Annotated in this window: 21 protein-coding genes, 2 tRNA genes, 5 pseudogenes and 1 riboswitch; of the genes and pseudogenes, 12 read left to right on the forward strand and 16 right to left on the reverse strand. The window is 65.2% G+C overall.

The window, feature by feature from the left end; all coding sequences use genetic code 11:
• Positions 1 to 10: 10 nt before the first annotated feature.
• The 9 genes and pseudogenes from FHS28_RS16080 to FHS28_RS16120 all read right to left on the reverse strand — a co-directional run bounded on the left by FHS28_RS16080 (position 11) and on the right by FHS28_RS16120 (position 9,853).
• A complete protein-coding gene (locus tag FHS28_RS16080; protein WP_221194006.1) occupies positions 11 to 1,915 on the reverse strand; it encodes a TonB-dependent receptor plug domain-containing protein in 1,905 nt (634 codons plus the stop codon).
• 108 nt (positions 1,916 to 2,023) lie between these two features.
• A riboswitch (cobalamin riboswitch) is annotated at positions 2,024 to 2,317 on the reverse strand.
• Between the two features lie 78 nt (positions 2,318 to 2,395).
• Positions 2,396 to 3,139: a hypothetical protein gene (locus FHS28_RS16085; RefSeq protein ID WP_184295011.1), complete on the reverse strand. Its 744-nt coding sequence runs from the start codon at positions 3,137 to 3,139 to the stop codon at positions 2,396 to 2,398.
• 248 nt (positions 3,140 to 3,387) lie between these two features.
• Positions 3,388 to 3,999: pseudogene (gene pth / locus FHS28_RS16090) on the reverse strand (aminoacyl-tRNA hydrolase); the annotation flags it as partial.
• A 100-nt stretch (positions 4,000 to 4,099) separates the two neighbouring features.
• Positions 4,100 to 4,717, reverse strand: a complete 618-nt coding sequence (locus FHS28_RS16095; protein WP_088452247.1) for a 50S ribosomal protein L25/general stress protein Ctc — start codon at positions 4,715 to 4,717, stop codon at positions 4,100 to 4,102.
• Between the two features lie 110 nt (positions 4,718 to 4,827).
• A complete protein-coding gene (locus FHS28_RS16100) occupies positions 4,828 to 5,790 on the reverse strand; it encodes a ribose-phosphate pyrophosphokinase (protein WP_058934026.1) in 963 nt (320 codons plus the stop codon).
• Between the two features lie 68 nt (positions 5,791 to 5,858).
• Positions 5,859 to 5,935 (reverse strand) — tRNA-Gln (locus FHS28_RS16105).
• A 38-nt stretch (positions 5,936 to 5,973) separates the two neighbouring features.
• Complete coding sequence (ispE, locus tag FHS28_RS16110) at positions 5,974 to 7,041, reverse strand: 4-(cytidine 5'-diphospho)-2-C-methyl-D-erythritol kinase (RefSeq protein WP_088452249.1); 1,068 nt, start codon at positions 7,039 to 7,041, stop codon at positions 5,974 to 5,976.
• A gap of 218 nt (positions 7,042 to 7,259) precedes the next feature.
• On the reverse strand, positions 7,260 to 7,868 hold the full coding sequence (locus FHS28_RS16115; RefSeq protein WP_088452251.1) for an outer membrane lipoprotein LolB: 609 nt from the start codon (positions 7,866 to 7,868) through the stop codon (positions 7,260 to 7,262).
• Positions 7,868 to 9,853 carry a tetratricopeptide repeat protein gene (locus FHS28_RS16120; RefSeq protein WP_221194010.1) on the reverse strand — a complete coding sequence of 662 codons (1,986 nt, stop codon included), beginning with the start codon at positions 9,851 to 9,853 and terminating at the stop codon, positions 7,868 to 7,870. The genes FHS28_RS16115 and FHS28_RS16120 overlap by 1 nt, the downstream gene beginning before the upstream one ends.
• Before the next feature lie 156 nt (positions 9,854 to 10,009).
• Between FHS28_RS16120 and mutM the strand changes: the two genes are divergently transcribed.
• The 3 genes from mutM (at position 10,010) to FHS28_RS16135 (ending at position 12,479) form a co-directional block, all read left to right on the forward strand.
• Positions 10,010 to 10,876, forward strand: coding sequence for a bifunctional DNA-formamidopyrimidine glycosylase/DNA-(apurinic or apyrimidinic site) lyase (gene mutM, locus FHS28_RS16125; RefSeq protein ID WP_088452254.1), 867 nt, complete (start codon positions 10,010 to 10,012; stop codon positions 10,874 to 10,876).
• A gap of 28 nt (positions 10,877 to 10,904) precedes the next feature.
• A complete protein-coding gene (gene mutY / locus FHS28_RS16130) occupies positions 10,905 to 11,966 on the forward strand; it encodes an A/G-specific adenine glycosylase (RefSeq protein WP_088452256.1) in 1,062 nt (353 codons plus the stop codon).
• Positions 11,967 to 12,149: 183 nt separating this feature from the next.
• On the forward strand, positions 12,150 to 12,479 hold the full coding sequence (locus FHS28_RS16135; protein WP_184295015.1) for a hypothetical protein: 330 nt from the start codon (positions 12,150 to 12,152) through the stop codon (positions 12,477 to 12,479).
• Between the two features lie 145 nt (positions 12,480 to 12,624).
• On the opposite strand, the gene rapZ is transcribed toward FHS28_RS16135, so the two are convergent.
• The 3 genes from rapZ to FHS28_RS16150 are packed head-to-tail and all read right to left on the reverse strand — an operon-like array spanning position 12,625 to position 16,229.
• The gene (gene rapZ / locus FHS28_RS16140) at positions 12,625 to 13,536 is read right to left on the reverse strand and encodes an RNase adapter RapZ (protein WP_088452260.1); all 912 of its coding nucleotides are present in this window, start codon (positions 13,534 to 13,536) and stop codon (positions 12,625 to 12,627) included.
• A complete protein-coding gene (gene recN, locus FHS28_RS16145) occupies positions 13,533 to 15,314 on the reverse strand; it encodes a DNA repair protein RecN (protein WP_088452262.1) in 1,782 nt (593 codons plus the stop codon). Before recN ends, rapZ begins: the two co-directional genes overlap by 4 nt.
• 39 nt (positions 15,315 to 15,353) lie before the next feature.
• Positions 15,354 to 16,229 (reverse strand): NAD kinase, encoded by an 876-nt coding sequence (locus tag FHS28_RS16150; RefSeq protein WP_088452264.1) that lies wholly within the window; start codon positions 16,227 to 16,229, stop codon positions 15,354 to 15,356.
• 70 nt (positions 16,230 to 16,299) lie between these two features.
• On the opposite strand from FHS28_RS16150, the gene hrcA reads away from it, so the two are divergent.
• The 4 genes and pseudogenes from hrcA to FHS28_RS24765 form a co-directional block, all read left to right on the forward strand.
• Positions 16,300 to 17,328 carry a heat-inducible transcriptional repressor HrcA gene (gene hrcA, locus FHS28_RS16155; RefSeq protein ID WP_088452266.1) on the forward strand — a complete coding sequence of 343 codons (1,029 nt, stop codon included), beginning with the start codon at positions 16,300 to 16,302 and terminating at the stop codon, positions 17,326 to 17,328.
• Positions 17,329 to 17,364: 36 nt separating this feature from the next.
• Positions 17,365 to 17,441, forward strand: a tRNA-Ile gene (locus FHS28_RS16160).
• Positions 17,442 to 17,910: 469 nt separating this feature from the next.
• Positions 17,911 to 18,771 (forward strand): hypothetical protein, encoded by an 861-nt coding sequence (locus tag FHS28_RS16165; protein ID WP_184295018.1) that lies wholly within the window; start codon positions 17,911 to 17,913, stop codon positions 18,769 to 18,771.
• Positions 18,772 to 19,466: 695 nt separating this feature from the next.
• Positions 19,467 to 19,727, forward strand: a pseudogene (locus FHS28_RS24765) (recombinase family protein); the annotation flags it as partial.
• 150 nt (positions 19,728 to 19,877) lie between these two features.
• On the opposite strand, the pseudogene FHS28_RS16175 reads toward FHS28_RS24765, so the two are convergent.
• Positions 19,878 to 19,988, reverse strand: a pseudogene (locus FHS28_RS16175) (DUF1153 domain-containing protein); the annotation flags it as partial.
• Positions 19,989 to 20,197: 209 nt separating this feature from the next.
• On the opposite strand from FHS28_RS16175, the gene FHS28_RS16180 reads away from it, so the two are divergent.
• The 4 genes and pseudogenes from FHS28_RS16180 to FHS28_RS16195 form a co-directional block, all read left to right on the forward strand.
• Positions 20,198 to 21,031 carry a hypothetical protein gene (locus FHS28_RS16180; protein WP_184295020.1) on the forward strand — a complete coding sequence of 278 codons (834 nt, stop codon included), beginning with the start codon at positions 20,198 to 20,200 and terminating at the stop codon, positions 21,029 to 21,031.
• A 130-nt stretch (positions 21,032 to 21,161) separates the two neighbouring features.
• Positions 21,162 to 21,287, forward strand: coding sequence for a hypothetical protein (locus FHS28_RS16185; RefSeq protein ID WP_375140769.1), 126 nt, complete (start codon positions 21,162 to 21,164; stop codon positions 21,285 to 21,287).
• Positions 21,288 to 21,345: 58 nt separating this feature from the next.
• A pseudogene (locus tag FHS28_RS24675) lies at positions 21,346 to 21,435 on the forward strand (SDR family oxidoreductase); the annotation flags it as partial.
• Between the two features lie 117 nt (positions 21,436 to 21,552).
• Positions 21,553 to 21,804 (forward strand): annotated as a pseudogene (locus FHS28_RS16195) (IS3 family transposase); the annotation flags it as partial.
• A gap of 79 nt (positions 21,805 to 21,883) precedes the next feature.
• Here the strand turns inward: FHS28_RS16195 and FHS28_RS16200 are convergent.
• Positions 21,884 to 22,996, reverse strand: coding sequence for an alpha/beta hydrolase (locus tag FHS28_RS16200; RefSeq protein ID WP_246410171.1), 1,113 nt, complete (start codon positions 22,994 to 22,996; stop codon positions 21,884 to 21,886).
• A gap of 10 nt (positions 22,997 to 23,006) precedes the next feature.
• Positions 23,007 to 24,068 (reverse strand): NAD(P)-dependent alcohol dehydrogenase, encoded by a 1,062-nt coding sequence (locus tag FHS28_RS16205; RefSeq protein WP_088452274.1) that lies wholly within the window; start codon positions 24,066 to 24,068, stop codon positions 23,007 to 23,009.
• Between the two features lie 331 nt (positions 24,069 to 24,399).
• Between FHS28_RS16205 and FHS28_RS16210 the strand changes: the two genes are divergently transcribed.
• A complete protein-coding gene (locus FHS28_RS16210; protein ID WP_246410246.1) occupies positions 24,400 to 25,587 on the forward strand; it encodes an MFS transporter in 1,188 nt (395 codons plus the stop codon).
• Between the two features lie 36 nt (positions 25,588 to 25,623).
• Here the strand turns inward: FHS28_RS16210 and FHS28_RS16215 are convergent, their stop codons facing one another.
• On the reverse strand, positions 25,624 to 26,517 hold the full coding sequence (locus FHS28_RS16215) for a LysR family transcriptional regulator (protein ID WP_088452276.1): 894 nt from the start codon (positions 26,515 to 26,517) through the stop codon (positions 25,624 to 25,626).
• Positions 26,518 to 26,633: the final 116 nt, after the last annotated feature.

A 26,633-nucleotide genomic window follows, 5' to 3' on the forward strand; every position in this document is an offset into this window, starting at 1 on the left:
CCGGGTTCGGTCAGAACGTCGGCGAATAACGCAGCGTCACCATCCAGGTCCGAGGCGCCTGGGCATAGTAGGTGGTCGTCTGATAGCTGCGGTTGAAGGCATTGTCGACGTTGAACTGCACCCGCCAGTCCGGGGCAAAGCGGTAGCCCGCATCCAGATTGAGCAGACCGTAGCCAGCCAGGCGGGTCTTGTTGGTGGCATCGTTCCATCGCGCGCCGGAGGCCTGCAGCGTCGCGCCGAAGGTCCAGGCGGCCAGCTCGGTGTCGGCCCGCAGGCTGCCGAAGCGGCGGGCGCGTCGGGCGAGCGTGTTGCCGGTGCTGTCGTCAGTCGGGTCGCTGAAGTCCAGGTGGCCGCTCAGATGCACGAGGCCGAGCTGGGTGCCGGCCTTGAGGCTGGTGCCCTTGAGGGTGGCCCGTGCGACGTTGCCGTAGCAGCCCACCGTCGAGGGACAGGTGCCCGCCGCACCAAACGCAATCAGGTCGCGGACTTCATTGCGATAGGTGGTGATGGTGAACTCATGACCCGCAGCGGACCAGTTCAGCCCCAGCTCCGCACTGTGGGCTCGTTCGGGACGCAGCGCCTGCACGCCGGGCAGATTGAGGTCGGGACCATAGGTGCTGCCGCGCTGATACAGCGTCGGTGCCCGGAAGGCATTGCCCACCGAGGCGGTGGCCCGCCAGCCCGCACCCAGCTGATATCCCGCCGCAGCGGTGCCGGTGTTGGTGCCGCCGAATTGCTGATCGTCGTCATGACGGCCATGCAGCTGCAGACTGGCGGCGCCGGCCTTGAGCAGATAACTCAGGCCGAAGGCGTTGTCGTAGCGGTCGTCCTTGCCGTTGTTCACCAGGCTGTTGTTGACCAGCTGGTCTTCCCGCCGTTCCAGCAGGGTGTTGATCTGCTGATGCTCATCGAGCTTGTAGAAGGCCAGCAGCGTGGCGGTGCGCAGACGGGTGCGGGTGAGGTAGAGGGAGGTCGGACGGGTCTCGAGCTCGGAGCGCGACTCGGACAGGCTCAGCTCGGTGCTCAGTGCCGGGGACCAGACACCGGTCCAGGCCAGGCGGCCGCTCTCGGTGGTCGTGATGTTGCGGTCGTCGGCGGTCTTGCTGGCGTCGTAGCCGCTGTTGGTGCGGCTCTTGAAGGCCACGGCCTCCAGACGATGCGCGTCGTTCAGCCATCCGCCCAGGCGGACGCTGCCGCTGTAGTTGCGCCAGCCGTCCTTGTCTGGATTGGAGCTGCTGGTGCCGGTGCGGACATAGCTGTTGAAGCCGGTGCCGCGATCCATCGCCAGCGTGGCGGCGTAGTCGAAGCGACGGCTGCCGCCGGTGATGCTGGCGTCGGCGCGGCTGGCTCCGAGGTTGCCGCCGCCCAGGCCCAGCTCCAGCTGCGTCCGGCCATTGCCGCGACGGGTGAAGATCTGCACCACGCCGCCGATGGCGTCCGAGCCGTACAGCGCGCTGGCCGGGCCCTTGAGGACTTCGACGCGATCGATCTGCGAGAGGGGAATGTTCTGCCAGTCGGCGCCGCCGGTGGATTGGGAGTCGACGCGCACGCCGTCGATCAGCACGACGGTGTGACGGGTCTCGGCGCCACGCACGAACAGGCTGGTGTTGGCGCCGGCGCTGCCGTTGCGGGTCATTTCAATGCCGGCGACATTGCGCAGCAGGTCCGGCAGGCTGCCGTAGGCCTGACGTTCGATGTCGTCGCGGGTGATGAGGGTCAGGTCGCCCAGGGCATCGGCCAAGCGCATGGGGCTGCGGGAGCCGGTGACGGTGATGTTGTCCAGCTTGCGGCTGGTGGGGGAGGGGGCGTCTGTGGCGTCGCTGGCTTTGCTGGTGTCGGCATTTGCCGTGGCGGCTTGGATCGGGCCGGACAGAAGCGCAATGAGCGCAGTCAGCGACGTGAGGGCAGGCAGCACGCGGGCACGAGGCCGGGCGCTTGAGGAGCAGCGGGACATGGAAACGATCAGCAGGCGATACGGCCGCCAGCTTCCCCGCAGGCGTCCGTGACACGGCCCAACGCTTGCGCAATGGACCTCCTGTTGGCCGGTATCCGGGCTGGTGGCGCGATGTCTGCGGCCTTCCCAGTGCGACGCACCAGTGGACATGAGAGCAGACAAGGCCGGACGACGGTGTCACTGCCGGTCCCGATCCGCGCGCAGGGCGGGATGGAAACAGCGGTGAACGGTCGGCCGACGGCCACTTACCGTTGCGGGGACAGCTCAGGTTGGCGGAGGGTCCGAAGGACCAGCCACTTCCTGATTCCCGTTTAACTGCACAGGCGCAATGCCTGCACGAGCACCAACGGGGCGGATTCTAACGGCGGGGCCGCATGCAGCGCGTCGGGGTCGGGCGCTTTGCTGACGGGCTGAGGGTGCTCGCCTTGCGGAGTGGCGTGCTTACAGCTCCTGGAGCGATTCTGGGTCCTTCGGCGCCTTGGGGGCTTTGGGCGCTTTTGGCTTCTTCGGCTCTTTCGGCTCTTTCGGCTCCTTGGTCGCCTTGCGTTCCTTTGGCTCCTTAGGTTCCTTGGGCGCTTTGGGCGCTTTGGGCTCTTTTGGCGGTTTGGGTTCCTTGGGTTCCTTGGGTGCCTTCGGAGCTTTCGGAGGCGTGGGCGGCTTGGGTTTGTTCTTCGCCTTGTCCTTGGCGTGCCGAGCGGCGGCTTCTGCTGCGGGCGCGAGTGTGCTCAGACCGTTGATGCCCGCAGCGCCAGCGCCGCGCTGGGTGGAGGGGTTCTCGCGTGCCCGCTGCAGTGTGTTGAGATCCCGCGCCTCTTGAAGCGTGCGCTCCCGCGCCGCTCGCTGCTGGTCCGGCGTGACGCGGTCCTGCGGGAGGTCATGCTCGCGGCTTTCCACACCGGGCGGGCAGGGCGTGTCTCGCAAGTCCTGGCCCTTGGGTCCACAGCGGTAGTACTTGCCCGGCGCGGTCCGCGCTGGTGACTGCGAGGTTCTCACCGAGCCGGAGCCGGAGCCGGTGCCCGCGCCAGCGCCAATGCCAGTGCCAATGCCAATGCCCGCACCCGTGCCCGTGCCCGTGCCCGCACCCGCGCCTCCACCGGCTGTCCCGCTGCTTCCTGCTGTTTGAGTGATCCCCGGCGGGGACATGGCGAACATGACGATCGCGAGCAGGCAGGCAGCGGGCTTCATCACTAATTCTCTCGAGAAGGGTTGGTGTCGTTCCTGGTCGACGACGAGGGCGTCGTGCCGGCACTGGCAGCGGAAGCAGTCGAAGCAGTCGGCCCACCGGATGCAGATACAGCCGAAGCACCGATTGGCGATGCAGCCGAGGCACCAGTTGGCACTGCAGCCGAAGCGCCAGCGCCAGCGCTAGCGGCTCCGGACGCAAGCGCGTCCTTGCCCAGATCTTTGCCAGATTCCTTCCCCGTTCCCGTCTCGGCCTTCGGCGGTTTGGGCGGCTTGGGTCGCGGCGGCTTCGCATGGATCTTGGTCAGCGCCTTGGCCAGATCACCCTGCAGCATCAGCGGCACCGCGTCCATCGACTTGCCAATGCAGTCCTCGATCAGCTGCCGCTCCGACAACGGCGGCTTGCGCAGCACATAGTTGGCCACCTCCGCCTTGTGGCCCGGATGGCCGATGCCCAGCCGCAGACGCCAGAAGTTGGGCGAGCCCAATTGCGCCTGCATGTCCTTCAAGCCGTTGTGGCCGCCGTTGCCGCCGCCTTGCTTGAACTTCATCTCGCCGGGCGGAATGTCCAGCTCGTCATGGATCGCCAGAATCTCTTCCGGAGCGATCTTGAAGAAGCGCGCCAGCGCCGCCACCGATTTGCCCGACAGATTCATGTAGGTCATCGGCTGCAGCAGCCAGATGGGGCCGGAGGTGCCGGGCGCGTTGTTCACGCGAGCGACCAGTCCGTGATAGTTGCGGTCCGCCTGCAGCGTGGCGCCCAGGCCGCGTGCCAGCGTGTCGATCCACCAGAAACCCGCGTTGTGGCGGGTGTCTTCGTATTCGGCGCCTGGGTTGCCCAGGCCAACAAAGAGTCGAATCATGAGGCGATTATCGAGTGGTGCGGCCATGAAAAAGGCCCCGCTGAGCGGGGCCTTCGATGCCCTTTGAAGAGGGCGTTCCTTTGGGGGAACCGCAAGAAGATTACTTCTTCTTCTTGCCCTTGGCTTCCGGTGCCGGAGCAGCGGCCACCACGATCTCTTCCACCACGGCCGGGACCGGCGTGGCGACCACGGGGTTCGGCTTGCCGTGGGTGACGATCTTGATGTGCGGAGCCACCTTGATGTCGTTCACGTGCACCGAGTGACCCATGGTCAGGCCGCTCAGGTCCACTTCGATGAACTCGGGCAGCTGTTGTGCCAGGCAGGTGATCTCCAGTTCGGTGATCACGTGGTTCACGGTGCCCTTGTCGGTCTTGACGGCCGGCGATTCGGCTTCACCCACGAAGTGCAGCGGCACCTTCTTGGTGATCTTGGTGGTGGCGTCCACGCGCTGGAAGTCCACGTGCAGCACTTGCTGCTTGTACGGGTGCATCTGGTAGTCACGCAGCAGCACCTTGGTGGTGGCACCGGCCAGTTCCATGTCCAGCAGGGAGCTGTGGAAAGCTTCCTTCTTCAGGGCGTGGAACAGGGCGTTGTGGTCCAGCTCGATCGAGACGGGTTCACCAGCACCGTAAACGATGCCAGGCACCTTGCCAGCGTGACGCAGGCGGCGGCTCGCTCCGGTCCCCTGCAGCTTGCGCTCAAAAGCGACGAATTTCATAACTTACTCCAATGTGGCGGAATGCCCCCATGGCATTCCGTTTGAAGGCCCCGCGACCAGGCGCCTTCTGCTTGATGAAGGCCTGAGGGCCTTCACCAGAACTCGGTGGATCAGAAGTTGTTGTTCTGCTCGGAGAAGAGCGAGGTCACCGATTCGCCGTCGGAGATGCGACGGATGGTTTCGGCGAACAGGAAGGCAACAGACAGCTGACGGATCTTGCCGCAGGCCTTGGCGGCCTCCGACAGGGGAATGGTGTTGCTGATCACCACCTCGTCCAGCTGCGAGCTCGAGATGCGCTCGATGGCCGGGCCGGAGAGGATGGGGTGGGTGCAATAGGCGAAGACGCGCTTGGCGCCGCGGTCCTTCAGGACTTCCGCAGCCTTCACCAGCGTGCCGGCGGTGTCGATCATGTCGTCCATGATCACGCAGTTGCGGCCGTCGATGTCGCCGATGACGTGCATCACTTCCGAGACGTTGGCGGCAGGACGACGCTTGTCAATGATGGCCAGGTCGCAACCCAGCTGCTTGGCCAGCGCACGGGCACGGACCACGCCGCCCACGTCGGGGCTGACCACCACCAGGTTCTCGTAATTGCGGGCCTTCAGGTCGGACAGCAGCACCGGCGAGGCGTAGATGTTGTCCACCGGGATGTCGAAGAAGCCCTGGATCTGGTCGGCGTGCAGGTCCATCGTGAGCACGCGCTCGACGCCGACGGTTTCCAGCAGGTTGGCCACGACCTTTGCCGAGATGGGCACCCGGGTGCTGCGAGGACGACGGTCCTGGCGGGCATAACCGAAATAAGGAATCACCGCGGTGATGCGACGAGCGCTGGCGCGCTTGAGGGCATCCACCATGATGAGCAATTCCATCAGGTTTTCGTTGGTGGGCGCGCAGGTGGGTTGAATCACAAAGACGTCGCGAGCGCGGACGTTTTGCTGAATTTCAACGGTGACCTCACCGTCAGAGAAACGGCCGACCACAGCTTTACCGAGCTCAAGGCCCAGGTGGGTGGCGATTTCTTTGGAGAGGGACGGGTTAGCGTTACCCGTGAAGAGGACGGTATTGAGCAGCACAGCGGGCCATCCAAAAATTTGTGGCCCGGTGGCCAACCCAGCGGGTCCCGGATTGAAACTAAGAAATTTGGCAGGGGAGGAAGGACTCGAACCCTCGCATGTCGGAATCAAAATCCGATGCCTTAACCAACTTGGCGACTCCCCTACACAGGACATTGTGCGTGGCACAACACCCCTTAACCTTCAGTCATCAGCCCAACCGAGTAACGGGTGAACCTCAAGACTGCGACACATTCTACCAGCCCATTTCGGAGGTAAATCAAATGGAAGACTATTATTTAGTGAACCATTTGCTTTTGCTTCCGATGTCGCCTTGGAATTACTTCCTAAGCTGGCATTTGAGTCATCAGCATCCTGCTGCGAAGCCGAGAGTATAGCAAATACTGCGCTGCCTGAACCCGTCATTCGACTATTGCCGTAGCGAGTTTGCAACCAGTGCAACGCGTCTGAAACTTCAGAACTCGCAGCTTCAGCGGGAGGTTGCAGATCATTTCTGCCCCAACCGGAAACTGCATGCTCAATGAGTTTCTCCAGCGTTGCTTCACCCTCGGTGTCTAGTATCTCATTGGCCATTGTGATGGCCGAATTACCGGGACTGCCCAGCGTGTTGCCTGGAATCTCAACTCCGCCGTGATTGGTATTGCGACCGTTCACTGCAGGAGAGCCCGCGACTATAGCCACACTCCTGGATCTTTGCAACAGGGGGCTCGAAAAAATTTCCTTCGTCCCGATACTGACCTGCGGCTTGACCACCGCCAGCCGCGTGGGGGGCACCCGCACGGCGTGAAGAATCTCACCGATGCCTTCGACGAAGGCGTTGCGCCCACCCACGAAGAACGGCACATCCGCGCCGAGCTTCAGCGCCAGTGGCAGCAGGCGAGAGCGCGGCCAGTTCAGCCCCCACAGGCGATTGAGCGCCAGGAGGGTGCTGGCCGCATCGGACGAGCCGCCCCCCATGCCCGCACCGGCCGGCAGCCGCTTCTCGATATGGATGTCCGCGCCGAAGGACACGCCGCTGGCCGACTGGAGCGCACGCGCGGCGCGCAGGCACAGGTCGTCGGCGGGCAGCGCATCGCCCTGGTCATGACGATGCAGAGCGCCGTCGCTGCGACGCTCGAAGTGCAGCGTGTCGGCCCAGTCGATCAGCACAAAGAGCGACTGCAGCAGGTGATAGCCGTCCGGCCGCTTGCCCACGACATGCAGGAAGAGGTTGAGCTTGGCCGGTGCAGGGACGTCGTAGAGAGCTAACACGGGGAGCGGCGATGAAGGCAGTTTGTTGGCCGTTGCTGGAGGGCGCGTCCGGCGGGAAGTGGGCAGACGAGAGGCGCTTGCCCCGAAGTCGTTGAAGTCAGGCGGGCGAGGAAAGCCCATCGAGGGGTGTTTCGGCTGCAATATTGTCCGCCAGGGGCGCAGTCAAGCGGTAAGGTGCTAACGCGACAACGGCACAACGCCGCAGCGCCACAGCGCTGCTACTGCGCTTCGTCCAGCTTCAACCGTAGCGTCGCCAGCGGCTCGGTCCCCGTAGCACTCAGCCGCTGCGCCACGATCAGTCCGTTGCTGAATCGCCGCAGGTCCACCTGCCAGCCGAGTTGCTCAAAGCCCTGGTCGCCAGACGCGCGGTGGGCGATACCCGGCCAGGGTTGCCCCTTGAGCCAGTCAAACAGCGCCTGCACCGGCAGCGCTTCTCCCAGCAGCTCCTCGGTGAGGGCATCGAGCGTGTCGTAGCTGCGCTCCTCCTCCGGCGTACGCAACTGGGCGACGCCCGGCTGCCACGACACCCGCGCAATCAGGCTGCCCATCGGCGTGCTCATCTCGAGCCGGCCGCGCGTCGGATCGCCCAGCAGTTCGAAGTTGGCGGTGACGTTCTGCCCACGTGGCTGCCCGCCCGGGCCCGCCGGCACCACCAGTCCGAAGCGGCCCGTGAGCCGCGGCGCCTGCGCCAGTGCGGAGGCTTCCTGCGCCGTCACCTTGGGCACCGTGCTGCAGCCACTGAGGCTGCCGACCGCGCCCAGGCTCATGCCCACCGTTGCCACCATCGCAGCGCTCATCGGCGCCGCCAGAAACGCTCGACGCTGCATCAGGGACGCACCTTCAGCCGCTGCAGCGCGTTCTTCACCGATTCATTCTCCGGATCGCGCTTCATCGCATCCGCAAAGATGCGGCGCGCTTCGTCCTGCTGGCCGGCTGCCCAGAGCACCTCGCCCAGATGGGCCGCGATTTCCGGATCCGGCCGCGAGCCATAGGCCTGACGCAGCAGACGCTCTGCTTCGCCCATGCGGCCCAGGCGGAACTCCACCCAGCCCATGCTGTCCATGATGAAGGGCTCGCCCGGCGCAAAGCTCAGGGCTTTGGAGATCAGATCGCGCGCTTCTTCCAGACGCTCATTGCGATCCGCCAGTGCATACCCGAGCGCGTTGTAGGCGTGGTAGTGCTGGGGCCTGATCTGGATGACCTTCTGCAGCAGCGCTTCCATCTCCTTCATCCTGCCCAGCTTCTCGGCCATCATCGACTGCTCATAGAGCAGATCGGTGTCGTCGCCGTTCGCGGCCACCGCCTGGCCCAGCAGGTCGTAAGCCGCCTGCCACTGACGGTTCTCGCGCAGCAGCTGAGACTCGGCCAGCAGCTTGGCGCGGCGGTCCTTGGCATCGTCGCTGGGGAGCGCCTGCAGCAGCTTGCGGCCGTCTTCCAGCTTGCCCTGACGCGCCAGCAATGATGCGCGGCGGTAGGCGATGTCCAGATTGCCGGGTGCGGCGTCGATCTGGCCCAGACGCTTTTCGGCGGAGCGCAGGTCGCCGCGCATTTCCGCCGCCTGCGCCAGCAGCAGCAGACCCTGCTGACGGGCTTCCCGCTCACTCAGTTCCAGACGCTCACGCTGCGCCGGTTGATCGTCCAGCAGGCGCATGTAGCGCTGGATGGCGGTCTCCGCCGCATCCGGATGCTGCAGGTCCAGCTCCAGGGAACCCAGGGCCAGCCAGGAGGTCAGGTTCTCCGGGGACTGCTCGGTGATCAGACGGAATTCCCGTGCGGCATCCGCCGGACGCTGCGCACGTGCCAGCGCGCGGGCATAGGCCAGGCGCAGGGCCTGCTTGTCCGGGTGGGCCTTCAGCTCGGTCGTGATCAGCGATTCCGCTTCGGGGCGCTGCGGCAGCAGGTCCACCGCCATCAGTAGCGGCTCTTCGCGATCCGGGAATTCCTTCAACGCAGTCCGCACGTTCATCAGCGCCGCTTCGGAGTTGCCAGCCATCTGGGCCAGGCGGGCCAGCACCATCAGCGACACAAAGCGGGTTTCAGGACGGGCGGCCGTTTCCTGAAGCAGCGGCTCCAGCCCTTCCAGCACCTTCTTCGGCTCCGGGCTGCGGGCAAAGAGCTGCGGAATGCCGGCGAGGAATCCGGCGCGGGCGTCGGGTGCATTCAGGGCGAGCAGCGCACGCAGCGGCGGCGCCACTTCAGCCGGACGATTGAGCAGCGCCAGCAGCTGGATCAGCGTGCGATGCGCTTCCTGCGAGGTCGGCAGTGTGTCGCGCCAGGCGCGGGCGGCCACCACCGCCTGGTCACCGGCCCGGGCCTGCAGGGCGATGGCCACCACGCGTCTGAAAAGGCTCTCGTCTTCCGAACGACGGGCGGCATCCAGCAGCACCTGGAAGGCAACGCCGGGCTGGTCGTTCTGCAGCTCCATCTCGCCGATCAGCAGCTGGTAGAACATCGGCGCGTCGAGCTCCGAATTCCGGACAGGCTCCGGCGCGGAGGCTGCAGAGGCGGCCGGATCTGCTGCAGCCGGTGCGTCCGGCAGGCGTTGCTCGGTCGGACCGGCAGGAGCGGACGCTGGAGCGGCCGACGGTGCTGGCGTCGTCGAAGAAGCGGGGGCGGCGGACGATGCAGGGACCGCAGGCGCCTGCGGCGCGACTGGCGCTTTGGGCTTGGCTGCCGCCGGCTTACCGGCTTGTGCGGCAGGGCGTTTGGCGGGCGGAGCTGGCTGAACAGGCGGAACCGTCTGGGCGTGGGCAGCGCAGCTCAGGGCAAGGGCGGTGGGAATCCACCAGGAACGACGCACGGAGGCGGGCATGAAAAAACTCCTGAACTGACGCGAGGGAGGCAAAAAAGACTCCGGACCATTCTAGGGACCCCAGGCATCCTCGTCCGGCGTGCGTCGGCCCCTCGATGCCAAGGGGCGGAACTGCCCGGTCAAGACGCCTCAAAAGGCCCCCTTTATCATTGAGCCATGCCTGAGTTGCCAGAAGTTGAAGTTACACGTCTGAGCTTTGCCTCCGCCATTGAGGGGTCTCGTGTGCTGGATGTCCGGATGGGCAAGCCGCTGCGCTGGCCGCTGGGGGTGGACGCCGCGCGGCTGGTGGGCCGCCGGGTGGGGGCCGTCCTGCGGCGAGGCAAATATCTGTGGTTGCCGCTGCGGACCGAAGCGGATGCCATCGACATCCAGGATCCCGCACGGCCGCTGCCGCCCGAGGGCGGTTTGTTGTTGCACCTGGGCATGTCCGGCTCGCTGGCCTTCCGGGAACAGCCGCCGATGTCCGGCCCGCATGATCACTTCGAGCTGATCACCGACCGCGGCGTGCTCCGCCTGACCGATCCGCGCCGTTTTGGTGCGGTGGTGTGGTCGGAGGGACTGGACGTGGCACCGGCTGCGAAGCTGCTGGCCGGCATGGGGCTGGAGCCGTTCGACGAAGCCTTCGACGGCGCACATCTGCATCGCGGATTCAAGAACCGCCGGGTGGCCATCAAGCAGGCCATCCTGGCGGGCGACGTGGTGGTGGGTGCGGGCAACATCTACGCCTGCGAGGCGCTGTTCATGGCCGCCATCGACCCGCGGCTGCCGGCCGGCAAGATCAGCCGGCCCCGGGCGCAGAAACTGGCGCAGGCGCTGACCCAGGTGCTGGGTGAAGCGCTGGAGGCCGGCGGCAGCACGCTGCGCGACTTCAAGGATGCGCACGGCGTGGCGGGCAGCTTCCAGATGCAGGCGCGGGTGTATGGACGTGAAAAGGAGCCCTGCCGCGTCTGCGGCACGCCGATCCGGCGCATCGTGCAGGGGCAGCGGTCCACGTTCTTCTGCCCGACCTGTCAGAAGCGCTGATCGCGAACACGCGATACTTCGCCCCCTGATGACTGACGAAGAACTCCAATCCCGAGTCGAGGCCTTGCGCGGCGACTTTGCGCCGCTGCTGCTGGCCTGGCAGCGCCAGGACGGCCGGCATGACCTGCCATGGCAGAACACCCGCGACCCCTACCGGGTGTGGCTCTCCGAAATCATGCTGCAGCAGACGCAGGTGACGACGGTGCTGGGCTATTACAAGCGCTTCCTGGAGCGCTTCCCGGATGTCGCCGCGCTGGCCGCCGCGCCGCAGGACGAGGTGATGGCCGCCTGGGCGGGGCTGGGCTACTACAGCCGCGCCCGCAACCTGCACAAGTGTGCCCAGGCCGTGATGGAGCGCCACGGCGGCGCCTTCCCCCGCACCGCGGCCGAGCTGGCCGAGCTGCCAGGCATCGGCCGTTCCACCGCCGCTGCGATCTCCTCGTTCTGCTTCGGCGAGCGCGTGGCCATTCTGGATGGCAACGTCAAACGCGTGCTCGGCCGGCTGCTGGCCTTCGATGGCGACCTGGCTCAGCAGTCCCAGGAAAAGCGGCTGTGGCGACAGGCCGAAGCGCTGCTGCCGGCCACTGAGGCCGACATGCCGGCCTACACCCAGGGCCTGATGGATCTCGGCGCCAGCCACTGCTCGCCGCGCCAGCCGCAATGCCTGCTGTGCCCGGTCTCCGGCCTGTGCCACGGGCGGGCGCAGGGCGATCCGACGCTCTATCCCATCAAGACCCGCAAGCTCAAACGCGGCCAACGGGAGAACTGGTGGCTGTGGATGGAACATGAGGGACGGGTCTGGCTGCAGCAGCGCCCGAGTGAAGGCCTGTGGGGCGGCTTGTGGACCCTGCCGATGTACGACAGCGAAGAAGCGCTGGATGCGCATCGCATTTCGCTGGGCGTCCCCGCGCTGGAGACGCTGCCCCGGGTGCAGCATGCGCTGACGCATTTCGACTGGGTGCTGCATCCGCGCCGGGTGGTGCTGGACGGCGGCGCGCCGGATTGGTCGGAGCGACCTGGCGTGTGGGTCGCGCGAGAACAGCTGAGTCAGTACGCGCTGCCGGCGCCGCTGAAGAAGCTGCTGGATTGACGGCGGACGCTTCCGCGTCCCTCCCCTAGAGCCCCTATGTCCGGATCGGGCGGACTGGGATATCCTCAGCCCCCATCGTCCCACCTCGCCCCTCATCGCCCCCTCATCGCCTCCATGGGCCCGCCTCCACCGGAGACCGCGCGGCAATAGCACCGCCGGCCCTGTTTGCACCTGCCGCTCACCATGTCATCCGCCGTCAAACCTCCCATTAAAAGTGCGCTCGAGTCAGCGCTGGTCGCTTTCGTGATCTTCGCCGGCTGCCTGTGGCTGCTGGTGTCGGGCACGCAGGAGGAGGAGATTTCGGCAGGCCGTGGGGTGTTGTGCGGGCTGGGCATGTCCATCGGGCTGATCGCCCATTGGGCCTACATGGCGATCGCCGCCCGGCGCGCCGGGCGCAACGCGGTGGGGTGGACGCTGCTGATGGTGCTCACCTTCCCGATTGCATCGGTGGTGCTGGCCGTTTTGCTCACCAGCCAGACGGACGAGTCGGAGCAGGGCAGCCGCGCTGCGTAACCCTGCACGGCCCGTCGGCCACGATGGCCTGCGCCGGTCTTGCTGAACTTGCGCGCCGGCTGTAGCCGGTGCACCGGTACGCCCAGTCCACACGGCCGTTGATGCAGACCCTTCAGCGGCGTGAGTGCGCCCGGGGTCGCGCAAGTTAGCGCGCGTCCAGCTCCCGATGCCGCTTGAGCACCTGCCCGTGATAGGCAAATTGCTTGGCCAGCGTCTCCACCAGATACACCGACCGATGCTGCCCACCGGTGCAGCCGATGGCCACCGTGAGGTAGCTGCGCTGGTCCGAGCCGAAGCTGGGCAGCCACTGCGCAATGAAGGCACCGATCTGGCTCAGCATCAGCCGCACCTCGGGCTGCTGCTCCAGATAATCGGACACCGGCTGGTCGCGCCCGGTGAGCGGGCGCAGCTCGCGGTCGTAATAAGGGTTGGGCAGCACCCGCACGTCGAAGACGAAGTCGGCGTCACTCGGCACGCCATGCTTGAAAGCGAAGGACTGGAACACCAGCGTCAGCGACGATCCGCTGACCCGCACCAGATCACGCACCCAGGCGCGCAGCTGGGCGGGACGCAGCTGGCTGCTGTCGATGACGGTGGACTCCATCCGCAGTGGCGTCAGCAGCTCGCGCTCCAGCGCGATGGCCTCCTGCAGGGCGCGGTGGGTGTCGCTGTCGTCCACGCCGGCCCGCAGCGGATGCGGGCGACGCGTTTCGGAGAAGCGGCGCAGCAGCGTGTCGTAGTCCGCATCCAGAAAGATGCTGCGCAGGGCCACGCCTTGCAGGCGCATCTCCTTGATGTGCAGTAGCAGCTGGGGCAGCGAGCCGGCACTGCGCACGTCCACCGCAATCGCCACGCGGCGGCGCGAGCCGCTCTCCTGCTCCAGCTTGAGGAAGTGCGGCAGCAGCTCCGGCGGCAGGTTGTCGACACAGAAAAACCCCGCGTCCTCCAGCGCATGCATCGCGATGGACTTGCCGCCGCCGGACATGCCGGTGACCAGCACCAGCTCGGTGGTGTGGGCGGCGTGGCTGGCGACGGTGTTCTCTTGCGGGGGCATCATGGTTTGACCTTCCGGCCCTTGTTGGCGGCGGCTGCGGCGGCGGCAGCATGGCCTGCACCGGCGGCGCTCCCAGCGTGAGGCGGGTTTGCTGCGCCGGCATCATCGGCCGGAGGCAGCGCCCGCGCCGAATGGGCCAGCATCTCCTGCGCATGGGCCAGGCTGGTGGACGACAGGCGTTCACCGCCCAGCATGCGCGCGATTTCCGCGGTGCGGGCTTCGCCGTGGATGGGCTGCACATCGGAACTGGTGACGCCGCTCTTGGCGGCCTTGGCCACCAGGAAGTGATGGTCCGCGCAGGCGGCGACTTGCGGCAGGTGCGTCACGGCCAACACCTGGACACGTTGGCCCAGTTGCTTCATCAAACGTCCCACGGTCTCGGCCACGGCACCGCCGACGCCGGAATCGATTTCGTCGAAGATCAGCGTGCCCGCGCCGCTGTTCTGCTGGCTGGTGGTGACGGCAATGGCCAGCGCAATCCGCGACAGCTCACCCCCGGACGCCACTTTGCCCAGCGGACGCGGCGTGCTGCCGGCATGGCCGGCCACAAGGAACTCGGCGGATTCCAGTCCGAAGGCTTGCGGCTCTTCCTGCGGCTGCAGGGCCACTTCGAAGCGACCGCCGGCCATGCCCAGCTGCTGCATGGCCTGCGAGACCGCGGTCGACAGCGCAGGCGCCGCCTTGGCGCGGGCGGCACTGACGCTCTTGGCTTCCTTCTGATAGATCTTGAGGGCTTGCGCCTGCCTGGCCTGCAGACCTTCCAGATCGGTGGCAGCATCCAGCTGCGCCAGTTCCGCCTTCCATTCGTCCAGCAGCGCCGGCAGTTCCGCCGGCGGCCGGCGATACCGGCGGGCCAGCGTCACCCAGGCGGACACCCGCTCATCCAGCTGCTGCAGACGGTCCGGATCCAGCTCGGCGCCGTTCAGGTAGCTGCTCAGGCTGTGGGCGGCGTCCTGCAACTGTGCCTGTGCGCCGATCAGGGCATTGACGGTTTCCTGCAGGCCGGCGTCGTAGGTCAGCACATCCTGCAGGCTGGAGAGGGCGTCCTCGGTCAGCGCCTGGGCGTTGATTTCGGCTTCGCTCAGGCGGTCCAGCGCGCCCCGCGCCGCATCCATCAGCGACTGGGCATGGGAGAGGCGCTGATGCTCGGCATTGAGGTCTTCCCATTCGTCGGCGGTGGGCGCCAGACGGTCCACCTCACCGATCTGCCAGCTCAGCCGCTCATGTTCACGCGCCAGATCGGCCTGACGGGCCTGGGCGGTGGTAAGCGCTTCGCTCGCCTGGCGCCATTGGCTGTAGGCCAGGGCGACCGGGCGGTCGTCGATCTGGCCGAACTCGTCCAGCAACTGACGGACACTGGCCGGACGGGTCAGGCCTTGCCAGGCATGCTGACCGTGAATGTCCAGCAGATGTTCGGCCAGTTCACGCAGTTGCGCCACGGTGGCGGCGCTGCCGTTGATCCATGCACGGCTCTTGCCTTGGGCGTCGATCACCCGGCGCAGCAGCAGGCTGGCGTGTTCGTCGTCGGTGGCGAAGCCGCCTTCTTCCAGCCAGCTCAGCACCGCTTCGGGCCGGTCGAATTCAGCGGTGATCTCCGCCTTGGCGGCGCCTTCACGGACTACGGCGGCGTCCCCGCGGCTACCCAGGGCAAGCTGCAGCGCGTCGATGAGGATGGACTTGCCGGCACCGGTTTCCCCGGTCAGCGCGGAAAAACCGGCGGCGAAGTCCAGTTCCAGTTCCGGCACGATCACGAAATCTCGCAGGCTCAGTCGGCGAAGCATGTCGGTGAGTCCTTCAATGGCTCAAATCGGGTCGTTGAATCAGCTCACGCCTTCATACCAGCGCAGCTTGCGGCGCAGCGTGGCGTAGTAGCTCCAGCCGTGCGGATGCAGGAATTGCGCCCGGTGGGCCGAGCGGCGCACGGTGATGCAGTCGCCGTGCAGCAGGCTGGCCAGACTTTGCATGTCGAAATTGACGCTGGCGTCGCGCCCGGCCACGATGGTCAGGCGCACTTCGCCGGCATCCGGCAGCACGATGGGCCGGTTGGACAGGGCGTGGGAGGCGATCGGCAGCACCACCCAGCCGGCGATGCCGGGATGCAGGATGGGGCCGCCTGCGGACAGGGCGTAGGCGGTGGAACCGGTGGGCGTGCCGACGATCACGCCGTCCGCCCGCATGTTGGCCACGAATTCGTCGCCGACATCCACCCGCAGTTCCACCATCGAGGCGGTGGCGCCGCGGCTGACGACGACGTCATTCAGGGCCACGCCGGAGAAGATCTGCTCGCCATCCCGAAGGACGGCGCCTTCGAGCATGGAGCGGTGGTCGCTTTCGAAGTCGCCGGCGAAGATGGCGGCCAGCGATTCCTTGTATTGGTCGGCGGAGATGTCGGTGATGAAGCCCAGACGACCCTGGTTGATGCCGACGAGCGGCATGCCGTAGCGGGCGACTTCGCGGGCGAAGCCCAGCATGGTGCCGTCGCCGCCGACCACCACGGCCAGGTCGCACTGAACGCCCATCTCGGCGTGGGAGAGGGCGGGGAAGGCGGAAATGCCGGTACTGTCGGCTGTTTCCTGATCCAGGGAAACATCCAATCCCTGGCCGGCCACAAAATCGGCAATTTCCTCCAGGAGCGGACGGATGCCGCGAGCCTGAGGCTTGCCGACGATGGCCACATGACGGAAGCGCTTGGACATATGCGCAGAATTACACCACAGCACCACGGACCCACCCGGGGACGGGCTGGGGATTCAATACAATCAAAAGATGCTCGACGAGCGCGCCAAAACACTGCTGAAGACCCTGGTTGAACGCTACATCGCGGACGGACAACCGGTGGGCTCGCGCACGCTTTCCAAGGCCTCGGGCCTGGAACTGAGCCCGGCGACCATCCGCAACGTGATGGCCGACCTGGAAGAACTAGGGCTGATCGCCAGCCCGCACACCAGCGCCGGGCGCATTCCGACGGCTCGCGGCTACCGGTTGTTTGTGGACACGCTGCTGACGGCCAAGGCCAATACGGCGGCGGAAGTGCCGTCGCTGGAGTCGCAGTTGCTGCCGGATCAGCCGCAGCGGGTGATCGCCAACGCGGCGCAGCTGCTGTCCAGCCTCTCCAGCTTTGTGGGGGTGATCACGGCGCCGCGCAAGAGCAGCGTCTTCCACCACATCGAATTTTTGCGGCTGGGTGAGCGGCGGGTGCTGGTGATCATGGTGTCGCCGGAAGGGGATGTGCAGAACCGGCTGGTCTTCACCGCGCAAGACTTGACCCAGTCGGAGCTGACGGAGGCGAGCAATCGGCTCAACGCCCACTATTCCGGCTTGAGCCTGGACATGGTGCGGGATCGTCTGCGCAATGAGGTGGACGCGCTGCGGGGCGAGATCGCGTCGCTGATGAGCGCGGCGGTGGATGTGGGCACGCAGAGCTTCGAGCAGCATGAGCCGGTGATCATCTCCGGCGAGCGGAACCTGCTGACGGTGCAGGATTTCAGCCACGACATGGGCAGCCTGCGGCGGATGTTCGACCTGTTCGAGCAGAAGACGCAACTGATGCGGCTGCTGGATGTGTCGAGCCGGGCGGAAGGGGTGCGCATCTATATTGGCGGGGAAAGCCAGGTGGTTCCGTATGAGGAACTGTCGGTGGTGTCCGCGCCTTATGAGGTGGACGGCGAGGTGGTGGGGACGCTGGGGGTCATCGGGCCCACGCGGATGGCGTATGACCGGATGATCCAGATCGTGGACATCACGTCGCGGATGGTGAGCAACGCGCTGTCGCAGAAGCAGGGCGGGGCGGGCTGATTGAGTAGAATCGCCGGCTTCCGCTGATCGTTCAGGGGGCCGTTAGCTCAGTTGGTTAGAGCAGAGGACTCATAATCCTTTGGTCACAGGTTCAAGTCCTGTACGGCCTACCATCGTTAACGGGCGTTTGGTGGAGAGTGTCTACTAACGTCGAGTGGCGCTGTGCCGCACAGCGCCTCAGCGTCCTCTGGAATCTGTGGCCACACCGTATCCACTATATGCAGTGGCTCGGGATTGGAGTGCGTCATGAAGACCACCGGCGACTCAAAGTCACCCCTCACCGCGAGTCAATCTCGCAGTGCTGTGCCGACTGAGTCTTTTGCGGGCCGGCGCCTCAACTCGCCACGAGCCGTGCCGCCGCGAGTCAGTACCGCTCCCGCTACTGCACAGCCTCTCGCTGCAACTGCGCCAGCAGCCATGGTCGAGCCTGAGGAAGCTCCCGGCGCGAGTTCAAGCGGTGTCGCGGTACCGTGGCCTACCGCGACTCCTGGTGCCGTAGCAACTGCGTGGCCAGAAGCAGACGCGCAGCCTCCCGCGTCCCGCGACCCGTGGGGTCCATGGGGCTGGGCCGCACTGGGCGATGTGCCCGCGTTCAACGACCCGCCTCTTTTGCATGAGCGCGAGTGGCTCGCTAACGCGGATCGCCATCTCAGCGATCCGCGCACCACTCCCGATCCCGCGCCGCACACAGGCGCATTGCACTGGCTCACCGACTCGCAGTGGTGTCAGCGCATCCAAGCCCTATCGCCTCAACACGCTTGGGTCGATCTATGGCAACGCGTCGGCGCCCACCGAATCGAGCACCACGTTGCCCAAAGGGAGGCACTGCTTCTGCGAGACGTTCTTGCGCTGCATCACGACGTGGACCCAGCGGCAATCTTTTATGGGGGCTATCCCTATCAAGCGATGCATGCCTTGGCCCGGGCCTATCGGCACGTCCCGGGTGACCCTATGGGGCGCTTTTGCGAGCAGGTGCAGGCCTTGCAAGGGACCGGATGGGAGCTGCTCATGATTCCGCCCCTTGCACTGGCCGATCCGGATCGCCTTGTCACCTGGGTGCCGCGTGAAGTCGCCACAACGCTGTTTCAGCGCGGTGAAGATGCTCGGCACTTTCCCTACATCGATTTTCGGCCTCGCGACGTTGGAGGCCGCCTGTTGCAGTCCAACGCCATGTATTGCACGCCGCTTCTCCAAGTCATCTTGGAGCTGCGAGAGCTGTTTACGCGGGCGCAGGCCGAGGGCCGCTATCAGGAAGGTGACTGCCGCACCGTGCCGCTCGTCGGGAACTTCCTCGATAAGTATCACCCCGAATTGTCGCAACCTGAGCGTACGCTCGTACTGCGGGTGGTTAGGCCGCCATGGTGGCCCGAGGGGCGTCCGGGAAAGAACGAAAGCCCCTTCGGTCAGAGCGCGCGGGGTGTTCAGGATGACAACTGGTGTTAAAGGGCTCTGGCCTTTTTGATTCCGTGGTCAATAAGGCGATGCTATTTAGAGCGCCGATCCGGCTGCAGCATCACGTCGCAACGCGAAGCAAACTTAAGAAGTTCGGATCATCGCAGCGCAAGGAGTTTCATGATGCCTCGACTAGCGTCCCAGTCTCACCCACACTCATCGCCCACCCCCGTGCTTTCGGCTCGAAGCTTGTGCCCCGGCACTGCGGTGATCGCTCAACGCAGAGCGCCGCGCGGCGCGGCAGCAGCCAGCCAGAGCCATCGAAGCGCCGAGCAGAGCGCGGATATGTCGCAGGCAGCGGAGTGAGGCCGCACGTTGATGGCACGGCGCCAACCTGTGCGTCCGGCCAGCAGCCAGATCGAGCATGTACCGGCGAACGAATGCCTGAGCCGCTTCTGTCTCAGCACCAAGTGCTGCGCATCTTTGACGTCTCCGACTCCACTTTGCGGCGCTGGACGCGGTGCAACGGATTCCCTCCTGCGGTGGGGCCCACAGGGCGCCACGCCAAGTTCCGACCTGAGTGCGTGCGGCGTTGGTATTACGCGCACTTCCCGGACGTCTCAGACGCTTCTACTTGACCCTCAAACTGGCGATTACCCTTTCAAGAACGCGCACGAGCGATTCTCTCTGCACATGCTTCCGCTCAGCATCGGTGCAGCCTCACGGCCAACGGTGTTCTTGAGGCTATCCCAGAGCGGGCCGCCATCGTGCGCCGTGTCTACGACCTTTACCTGACCGGTATGGGACGCCAGTCCATTGCGAAGCTCCTCAACACCGAGGGCGTGCCCCCATGGGGCCTGGGATCTCGCCGGGCGGCATCGCACGGGCACGTTGCCTACGTCACGAACCTGCTCGACAGCCCTGCCGTCGTCGGCACCCTCATTACCCGCACGGTAGAGACAGAACGGGGCCGGGAGGTCATTAAGGAAGACCAACGGGTCGAGGGCTATTACCCCAGGGTGGGGATGACGAGACCTATGCCCGCGTTCGCGCTCTCCTCGACACGGCGGGCTCAGTCAAGAACAAGGGCAGCAACAAGCCACAGAGCCTGTTGCCAGGGCCTCATGGAGTTCGGCCGAAGCTGTTCTACGCCCCTGTGCCCGGCTGGCCTCGGACACGCTGGTCTTGCCCTGGATGATCTCCCGCACGAACGCCGTCTTGCGCTTCGCCGTCCAGCGCTTGATTTCTTCGTCCATCAACGTACTCATGGTGTCTTCCTTTCGACGGTAACACCTGAGCAGGTTTTGCCTGGGTCAATACATCCCGGCACACTCGGGGTCGTCCGCGACGGACCTATGCGCATTCGAAAATTCAGCAATCGGGAGACTGCAATTCAGTTGGCGTCCGATGGAGGGCGCCCGCGCTGAAAGCTACCGTTTGATGGCGTCGCAATCCGGAACATCAGGCGGGCCCCATCATGCTACGTGCCAAGAAAGCACCTGTTCCTCCTACGGAAGCTCACCAGCCTTCTCATGCGTCCGCAGGGGCCAGCAAGGCATCAGAGTCCGCTTTGCTACAACTGGTGGCTGACTCCGCTCGCCTCACGGACCAGCACAACTCCATCAAGCGGCTATTTGGAAGCGGCAGTTTGCCTGCACTCATCGCTCCACGCCCTCCAGTCGCGCAACTTGCGCCACCTTCAAGCAGCAGCAGCAGCAGCAGCAGCAGCAGCAGCAGCGATGAGGACAGCGGATCGGAACACAGCACTTCTGGAAAATCTGTCGACAGCGATGCGGTTTCTGAAGCTTCCGACGAAGAGGACGAACTTGAGCCTAAGATCGAAAGAATTGAATTTTTGACAGCCGCCCCCGGCACCTATTTCGGCGGGGATTTTGCTGTCGGATTAATCAGCCAGGATGCTGCTCAAGAGGGCAGCGACCTCGATGGGATGATGATAGGCGAAGCGGTGGAAACCATCCAGAATCCGTTCAGGGACATTCCCAACATTGAAATCGCCGACGTCTCGCTCGACGCCCAAGGGATGTTCTTTGACAAAATCTACACCCATAAGGCGCCGATATACGCCTACCTCAGGGAGCACCTTCAGGGCGTGCCTAACTATGGGGTCCCAGCAACGTTTCACACGAAGCATACGCTGTTCTGGAGCTGGGGACAGGACGACTGGACAGTCCTGCGAGTACTTCAATGCTATGTCACCTTGTCAAAGAAGGGTGAGGATTGGGCGGTGACGACGGTCTATGGTGGAGTCAGCTTTGAGCAAACCTTCACCACGGCCCAAGCAGGCTTGTAACTCCTTTGATTGCGTATCTGTGAACCGCAACGCCTTGAGGATTTATCACCCCCACCAAGTCCCATCTTAGGTAGATGGCCTGAAAGAACGGCGACCAGCACACTGAAGCGTCGCGACTACCAAGGCTGCCATGTCCCTCTCTGTCACCCACAGCCTCACCCTCACTGGCCTGACAGCGGCCGCCGTGGATGTCGAGGTTCATCTGGCCAATGGGCTCCCGAGCTTCACGCTGGTCGGCCGGCCGATACGGAAGTGAAGGAGTCGGGGTGTGCTCGACAAGCCAGTCCGAACACAGGGGCTTTATGAATCGATAGAAGGCCGTGTTGTACCTGGCCTCCGATGAATCCCGCTGGTCGGTCGGCACGGAAATCGTGGTCGACGGCGGTCGCCTGCTCAATCGCTGAGGGCATCAAGTCCCGCGCGCCGAAGGCGCCTCACGACTCGGATGAGTCAAGGGCGCCTCCTGGCGCCCAGCCAGCACCAATAACCCTCAAGATGCTTACCCTCATCAGCCACCCGGCCAGGTCCAACGCGTGTGCCAAGCCAACGTCCAGGTCTACGGCGCCGACAAGGTCTTGCGCCAGGTCAACCGCGAAGGCGTGGTGGTGGCTCGCTGCACAGTTGAGCGGCTGATGCGCCAGAAGGGACCGCGGGGCGTGCCCCGAGGCAAGACGGTGCGCCCTACCGTCCCTAACCCTAAGGCGCCATGGCCGCCGGACCGGGTCAACCGGCAGTTCAGTGCTGAGCGACTTAACCAGCTGTGTGTCTCGGACTCGGATGGCACGACCGATTCGGTTATGGCGATCATTGGTGGCGCGCCAAGGCCCTATGCACATCCTTGGCGCGCCCGGTTCACGCGGCGCCCAGGTGCCGACTGAAGAACGCAGTCAGCTTGTCGAAGGGAATTACATCAACACGGTCGTATAGGTCAGTGTGGTTGGCGCCCGAAATGATCATGAGCTCCTTGGGCTCCGCGGCCGCGGCGAACGCCGTTTCGCTGAAATAGCGTGAGTGCGCCTTCTCGCCGTGCACGAACAGGATTGGCCTGGGGGAGATCTCCCGGATGTAACTCAGGATCGGCATATTCATGAACGACAACGGCGTGGTCTGCGTCCAGGCGTTGCCGGAGTTCACTGCTCGCGGGTGGTAGCCACGCGGGGTCATGTAGTAGTCGTGATAGTCCAGCATGAACTGCGGGCCGGCTCGTTCCTTGTTATAGGACGCTTGGTAGGCGGGCGATCCTTGCTTCGCATCCTCCCACCGCTGGCGGCTCAGTTGCTCCAGGGTCTGGCTGCGCTGCTGCGGCGTCACGCTGTCGTTGTAGCCCTTGGACATCACGCGCGTCATGTCGTACATCGTGCTGACGGCCACGGCCTTCACCCGCTTGTCGACGGCGACGGCATTGAGCGCCATGCCGCCCCAGCCGCAGATGCCGATCATGCCGATGCGCTCGCGATCAACGATGGGCTGCAGGCCGATGAAGTCCACGGCCGCGCTGAAGTCTTCGGTGTTGATGTCCGGCGTGGCCACATTGCGAGGCTCGCCGGAGCTTTCACCGGTATATGAGGGGTCGAAGGCGAGCGTCACGAAGCCGCGCTCGCACATCGTCTGCGCGTAGAGTCCCGAGGATTGCTCCTTCACCGCGCCAAAGGGACCTCCGACGACCAACGCCGGTAGCTTGCCCTTCGCGCCGAAGGGCACATACAGATCAGCAGCAAGCGTGATGCCGTAGCGATTCCTGAAGGTCACCTTCCTGTGCTCTACCTTCGCGCTCTTGGGAAAAGTCTTGTCCCACGCGTCAGTGCGCTTCTCTGTGGCCGCCGCTGCGGCCGGGATTGCGCCCGCCGCGCCGACTCCGAACGCGGCGATACCGGCGCCGGTGAGCATCAGCATATGTCTGCGGGCCTGGCCCGCGTCGGAGGCGTCGATGTGCTTGCCTGCGTCCATATTGGTCGATGTCTTCATTCGATGTCTCTCAATTGTTTGCGGGCAGGCTGGCCATGTCGATCACGAAGCGATAACGCACGTCGGAGCGCTCCATGCGCTCGAAGGCGTGGTTGATCTGCTGCATGGGGATGAGCTCGCAATCGGGCAGGATGTTCTTGCGGGCGCAGAAATTCAGCATCTCTTGCGTTTGTGCGATGCCGCCGATGGGAGAGCCTGCGATGCGGCGGCGACCGAAGACCAGCGGCGTGGAAGCCACGGACTCCAGCGCACCGATCTGTCCCACCATGACCAGCGTGCCGTTGATGTCGAGCAGCGACATGTAGGGCATCACGTCGTGTTTGACCGGCACGGTGTCGATGATCAGATCGAAGGCCGACGCTTTGATCTTCATCGCTGCCTCGTCGCTGGACACTAACAACTCGTCCGCGCCCAGCGCCAGAGCGTCGGCACGCTTCTTCTCGTCGCGACTGATCACCGTCACCACCGCGCCCATGGCGACGGCCAGCTTGACCGCCATGTGGCCGAGGCCGCCTAGACCAACGACGCCCACGCGGCTACCTGGCCCCACATTCCACGTGCGGAGCGGCGAGTAGGTCGTAATGCCGGCGCACAGCAGCGGAGCCGCACGCGACAGGTCCAGACCATCTGGCACCGACAGCACAAACTCCTCGCGCACCACCAGCTGCTTGGAGTAGCCGCCGTACGTGTTGTCGCCAGTGACTCGGTCGCTGCCGTTGTAAGTGGCGGTCATCCCCGAACGGCAGAAGATCTCCTCACCCTTGCGGCACTGGTCGCAGACCATGCACGAGTCGACCATGCAACCGACTGCCACCGCGTCGCCAACCCTGTGTCGGGTCACTGACTCGCCCACAGCGGTCACGCGGCCCACGATCTCGTGGCCTGGCACGACGGGGTATACGGTGGGGCTCCAGTCGCTCCAGTCATTACGCGCCTGGTGCAGATCGGAATGGCAGACGCCGCAGTACAGGATCTCCATCTCGACATCGTTGGATCGCAACGCGCGGCGGTCAAAACTGAACGGCTCCAGGTCCGCGCCCGCACGGAAGGCGGCAAATCCGTTGATCTTCATGAAAACTCTCCTGCATCGATTCGACTGCGCCGACGAGGCGGCGGATGCGCCGCGGAGGCGGCCTCATAGAGCCGACGACTCTAAGCGGCCAAGCCCCGCCCGGACGCACCTTGGAACGGATGGCCCTATGACTGTCGTTCATCAATCCGCTGCATTCGATCGGCATGGCAGGGTTGCGATCGGATGCAGCGGATTGATGAGCGGTGGCTCACAAGCCCATCCCGATCGGCGAGTCGGAAACGCTCGATTGGCCGATAGCCTTGGGCACATGAAAGCTGTGCCCTCTATTTCGTCTGAACCGAGCCTCGCCGATGTCCGTGGCCATCCTTCAATGACGGGCGCGATGCCCACGGCCTGGAGCGGCGTCTTCGCGATGTCGCTCTGCGTCTTCGCCCTGATCGCGTCCGAATTCATGCCAGTCAGTCTGCTTACCCCGATCGCGTCTCAACTGCGCATCACCGAGGGCATGGCGGGGCAGGGCGTGGCCATGTCCGGCGCCTTTGCGGTGTTGGCCAGCCTGTCCATCGCAGCGTTGAGTCGCAACGTGAACCGCAAGACGCTGCTGTTGGGATTGACGGCGGTGATGTGTCTGTCCGGCGCCGTGGTGGGACTCGCGCAGGATTACAAGACCTACCTGATCGGCCGCGCGCTTATCGGCTTGGTGGTGGGCGGGTTCTGGTCGATGTCGGCCGCGACGGCCATGCGGCTGGTTCCGCTCGCCGAGGTGCCGCGCGCGCTGGCAATCTTCAACGGGGGCAACGCGCTGGCCACGATCGTGGCCGCGCCGCTGGGCAGCTATCTGGGCGCCATGGTCGGCTGGCGCGGCGCCTTCCTGGCGTTGGTGCCGGTCGGAGTGCTGGTGTTGATTTGGCAGTGGATCAGCCTGCCGGACATGCCGACGCGCAGCCTCCAGGCACAGCGCTCCGCCAACGTGTTCCGCCTGTTGCACCACCGCGTGGTTCGCTTGGGCATGTTGGCGACGGCGTTGTTCTTCGCCGGGCAGTTCATGCTCTTCACCTACCTGCGGCCCTTCCTGGAGTCGGTGACCCACGTGGAGGTGGCGACCCTGTCCCTGGTGCTGCTGGGGGTGGGGGTGTCGGGATTCGTGGGCACCAGCGTGATCGGGCGTCTGCTCCGCTTCGGGCTCTATCGCGCGCTGGCGATCATCCCGCTGGTGATGGCCACCATCGCCGCGGCGCTGGTGGCCTTCGGCGACAGGCTGGGGGCGGTGTTCCCGCTGCTGGCGCTGTGGGGCCTGGTGGCCACCGCCGCGCCGGTGGGATGGTGGAGCTGGGTGGCGCGCACGATGCCTGATGACGCCGAGGCCGGCGGCGGCCTGTCCGTGGCGGTCATCCAGCTCGCGATCGCCGGCGGCTCCACGCTTGGCGGCGTGCTGTACGACACGAGTGGGCATGGCGCCGCCTTCCTGGTCAGCGCCGCGTTGCTCGTAGCGGCCAGTGGGACGGCCGTCCTGTGCGCTCGCGTGCCTCAGCACATCTCTGGGCGTGCTGACGTGTGACACGGGCTCGCTTGTGCCAAAGATAGGAGCCGCCGCTCAACCGCGATGTCGCAGCGCTTCGATCACCAGGGCCAGTGCTGGGGTCACCTGCCGGCGACTCGTGTAATAGAGGTGGTAGCCGGGAAACTGAGGCCACCAATCCTGCAGCGTTGGTATCAGGCGACCCGCATCGATGTGCGGCGTCAGCAGGTCCAGCGGCACGTAGCATAGCCCCAGACCGTCCAGCGCCGCATCCAACATCAGCGGTGTGCTGTTGAAGATCGCTTGGCCCTGGACGCGCACTTGCACGTGCTCACCGTCCTTCTCGAACTCCCACGCGTAGAGCCCGCCGTATGTGGGCAGGCGCAGATTGATGCAGCGGTGGGCTGTCAAGTCGCGCGGCACCAGCGGCATCGCGACTTCTCGGAAGTAGTCCGGCGAGCCCGCAACGCCCATGCGCATGTCAGGCGCGATGCGCACCGCGATCATGTCCTGGTTGACCAGGTCGCCGCTGCGCACTCCCGCGTCGAAGCGCTGAGCCGCGATGTCCGCCAGCCCATAGTCGACGCTGATCTCCACGCGCACGTCCGGATAGGCGCGCAGTAGCGGGGCTAGGCGCGGCCAGAGAACGGCGCGCACCGCATGGTCGTGGGCGGTGATGCGTACGGTCCCCGAAGGCTTGTCCCGCAATGACATCAGTTGCGCCAGCTCCTCGTCGATGTCCTCCAGGCGAGGACTGAGCACCGCCAACAGGCGGGCGCCCGCCTCGGTGACCGACACGCTGCGCGTGGTCCGCGTCAGCAGCCGCAGGCCCAGACGGGCCTCGAGGGCGGACATGGCGTGGCTCAGCGCAGAGCGTGACAGCCCGAGCTGGGCCGCCGCGCGCGTGAAGCTACGCGCTTCCGCCACAGTGACGAAGGCCTGCAGGTCGGCCAGGTTCTCTCGATTCATTGTTGAATCCGTTGCACGAGTCTGTTCAGTCTAGTCTGGCTTGTTCACTAAATGGGTGAGACCTAAGCTCCTCGGATCGATGGCGGCAGTGTGTTGCCCCCACTTTGCACTCCTGA

The sequence above is a fragment of the Roseateles terrae genome (genome assembly GCF_014192155.1).
Classification (GTDB): domain Bacteria; phylum Pseudomonadota; class Gammaproteobacteria; order Burkholderiales; family Burkholderiaceae_C; genus Roseateles; species Roseateles terrae.

Bases quoted from the DNA above. Each gene is read 5' to 3' on its own strand.
- FHS28_RS16135 (WP_184295015.1), top strand. From the start codon at position 12,150: ATGTCATCCGCCGTCAAACCTCCCATTAAAAGTGCGCTCGAGTCAGCG.
- FHS28_RS16200 (WP_246410171.1), bottom strand. From the start codon at position 22,996: ATGAAGACATCGACCAATATGGACGCAGGCAAGCACATCGACGCCTCC.
- FHS28_RS16095 (WP_088452247.1), bottom strand. From the start codon at position 4,717: ATGAAATTCGTCGCTTTTGAGCGCAAGCTGCAGGGGACCGGAGCGAGC.
- rapZ (WP_088452260.1), bottom strand. From the start codon at position 13,536: ATGATGCCCCCGCAAGAGAACACCGTCGCCAGCCACGCCGCCCACACC.
- FHS28_RS16085 (WP_184295011.1), bottom strand. From the start codon at position 3,139: ATGAAGCCCGCTGCCTGCCTGCTCGCGATCGTCATGTTCGCCATGTCC.
- recN (WP_088452262.1), bottom strand. From the start codon at position 15,314: ATGCTTCGCCGACTGAGCCTGCGAGATTTCGTGATCGTGCCGGAACTG.
- FHS28_RS16210 (WP_246410246.1), top strand. From the start codon at position 24,400: ATGACGGGCGCGATGCCCACGGCCTGGAGCGGCGTCTTCGCGATGTCG.
- FHS28_RS16180 (WP_184295020.1), top strand. From the start codon at position 20,198: ATGCTACGTGCCAAGAAAGCACCTGTTCCTCCTACGGAAGCTCACCAG.
- FHS28_RS16120 (WP_221194010.1), bottom strand. From the start codon at position 9,853: ATGCCCGCCTCCGTGCGTCGTTCCTGGTGGATTCCCACCGCCCTTGCC.
- mutY (WP_088452256.1), top strand. From the start codon at position 10,905: ATGACTGACGAAGAACTCCAATCCCGAGTCGAGGCCTTGCGCGGCGAC.
- FHS28_RS16185 (WP_375140769.1), top strand. From the start codon at position 21,162: ATGTCCCTCTCTGTCACCCACAGCCTCACCCTCACTGGCCTGACAGCG.
- mutM (WP_088452254.1), top strand. From the start codon at position 10,010: ATGCCTGAGTTGCCAGAAGTTGAAGTTACACGTCTGAGCTTTGCCTCC.
- FHS28_RS16215 (WP_088452276.1), bottom strand. From the start codon at position 26,517: ATGAATCGAGAGAACCTGGCCGACCTGCAGGCCTTCGTCACTGTGGCG.
- FHS28_RS16205 (WP_088452274.1), bottom strand. From the start codon at position 24,068: ATGAAGATCAACGGATTTGCCGCCTTCCGTGCGGGCGCGGACCTGGAG.
- FHS28_RS16150 (WP_088452264.1), bottom strand. From the start codon at position 16,229: ATGTCCAAGCGCTTCCGTCATGTGGCCATCGTCGGCAAGCCTCAGGCT.
- FHS28_RS16115 (WP_088452251.1), bottom strand. From the start codon at position 7,868: ATGCAGCGTCGAGCGTTTCTGGCGGCGCCGATGAGCGCTGCGATGGTG.
- hrcA (WP_088452266.1), top strand. From the start codon at position 16,300: ATGCTCGACGAGCGCGCCAAAACACTGCTGAAGACCCTGGTTGAACGC.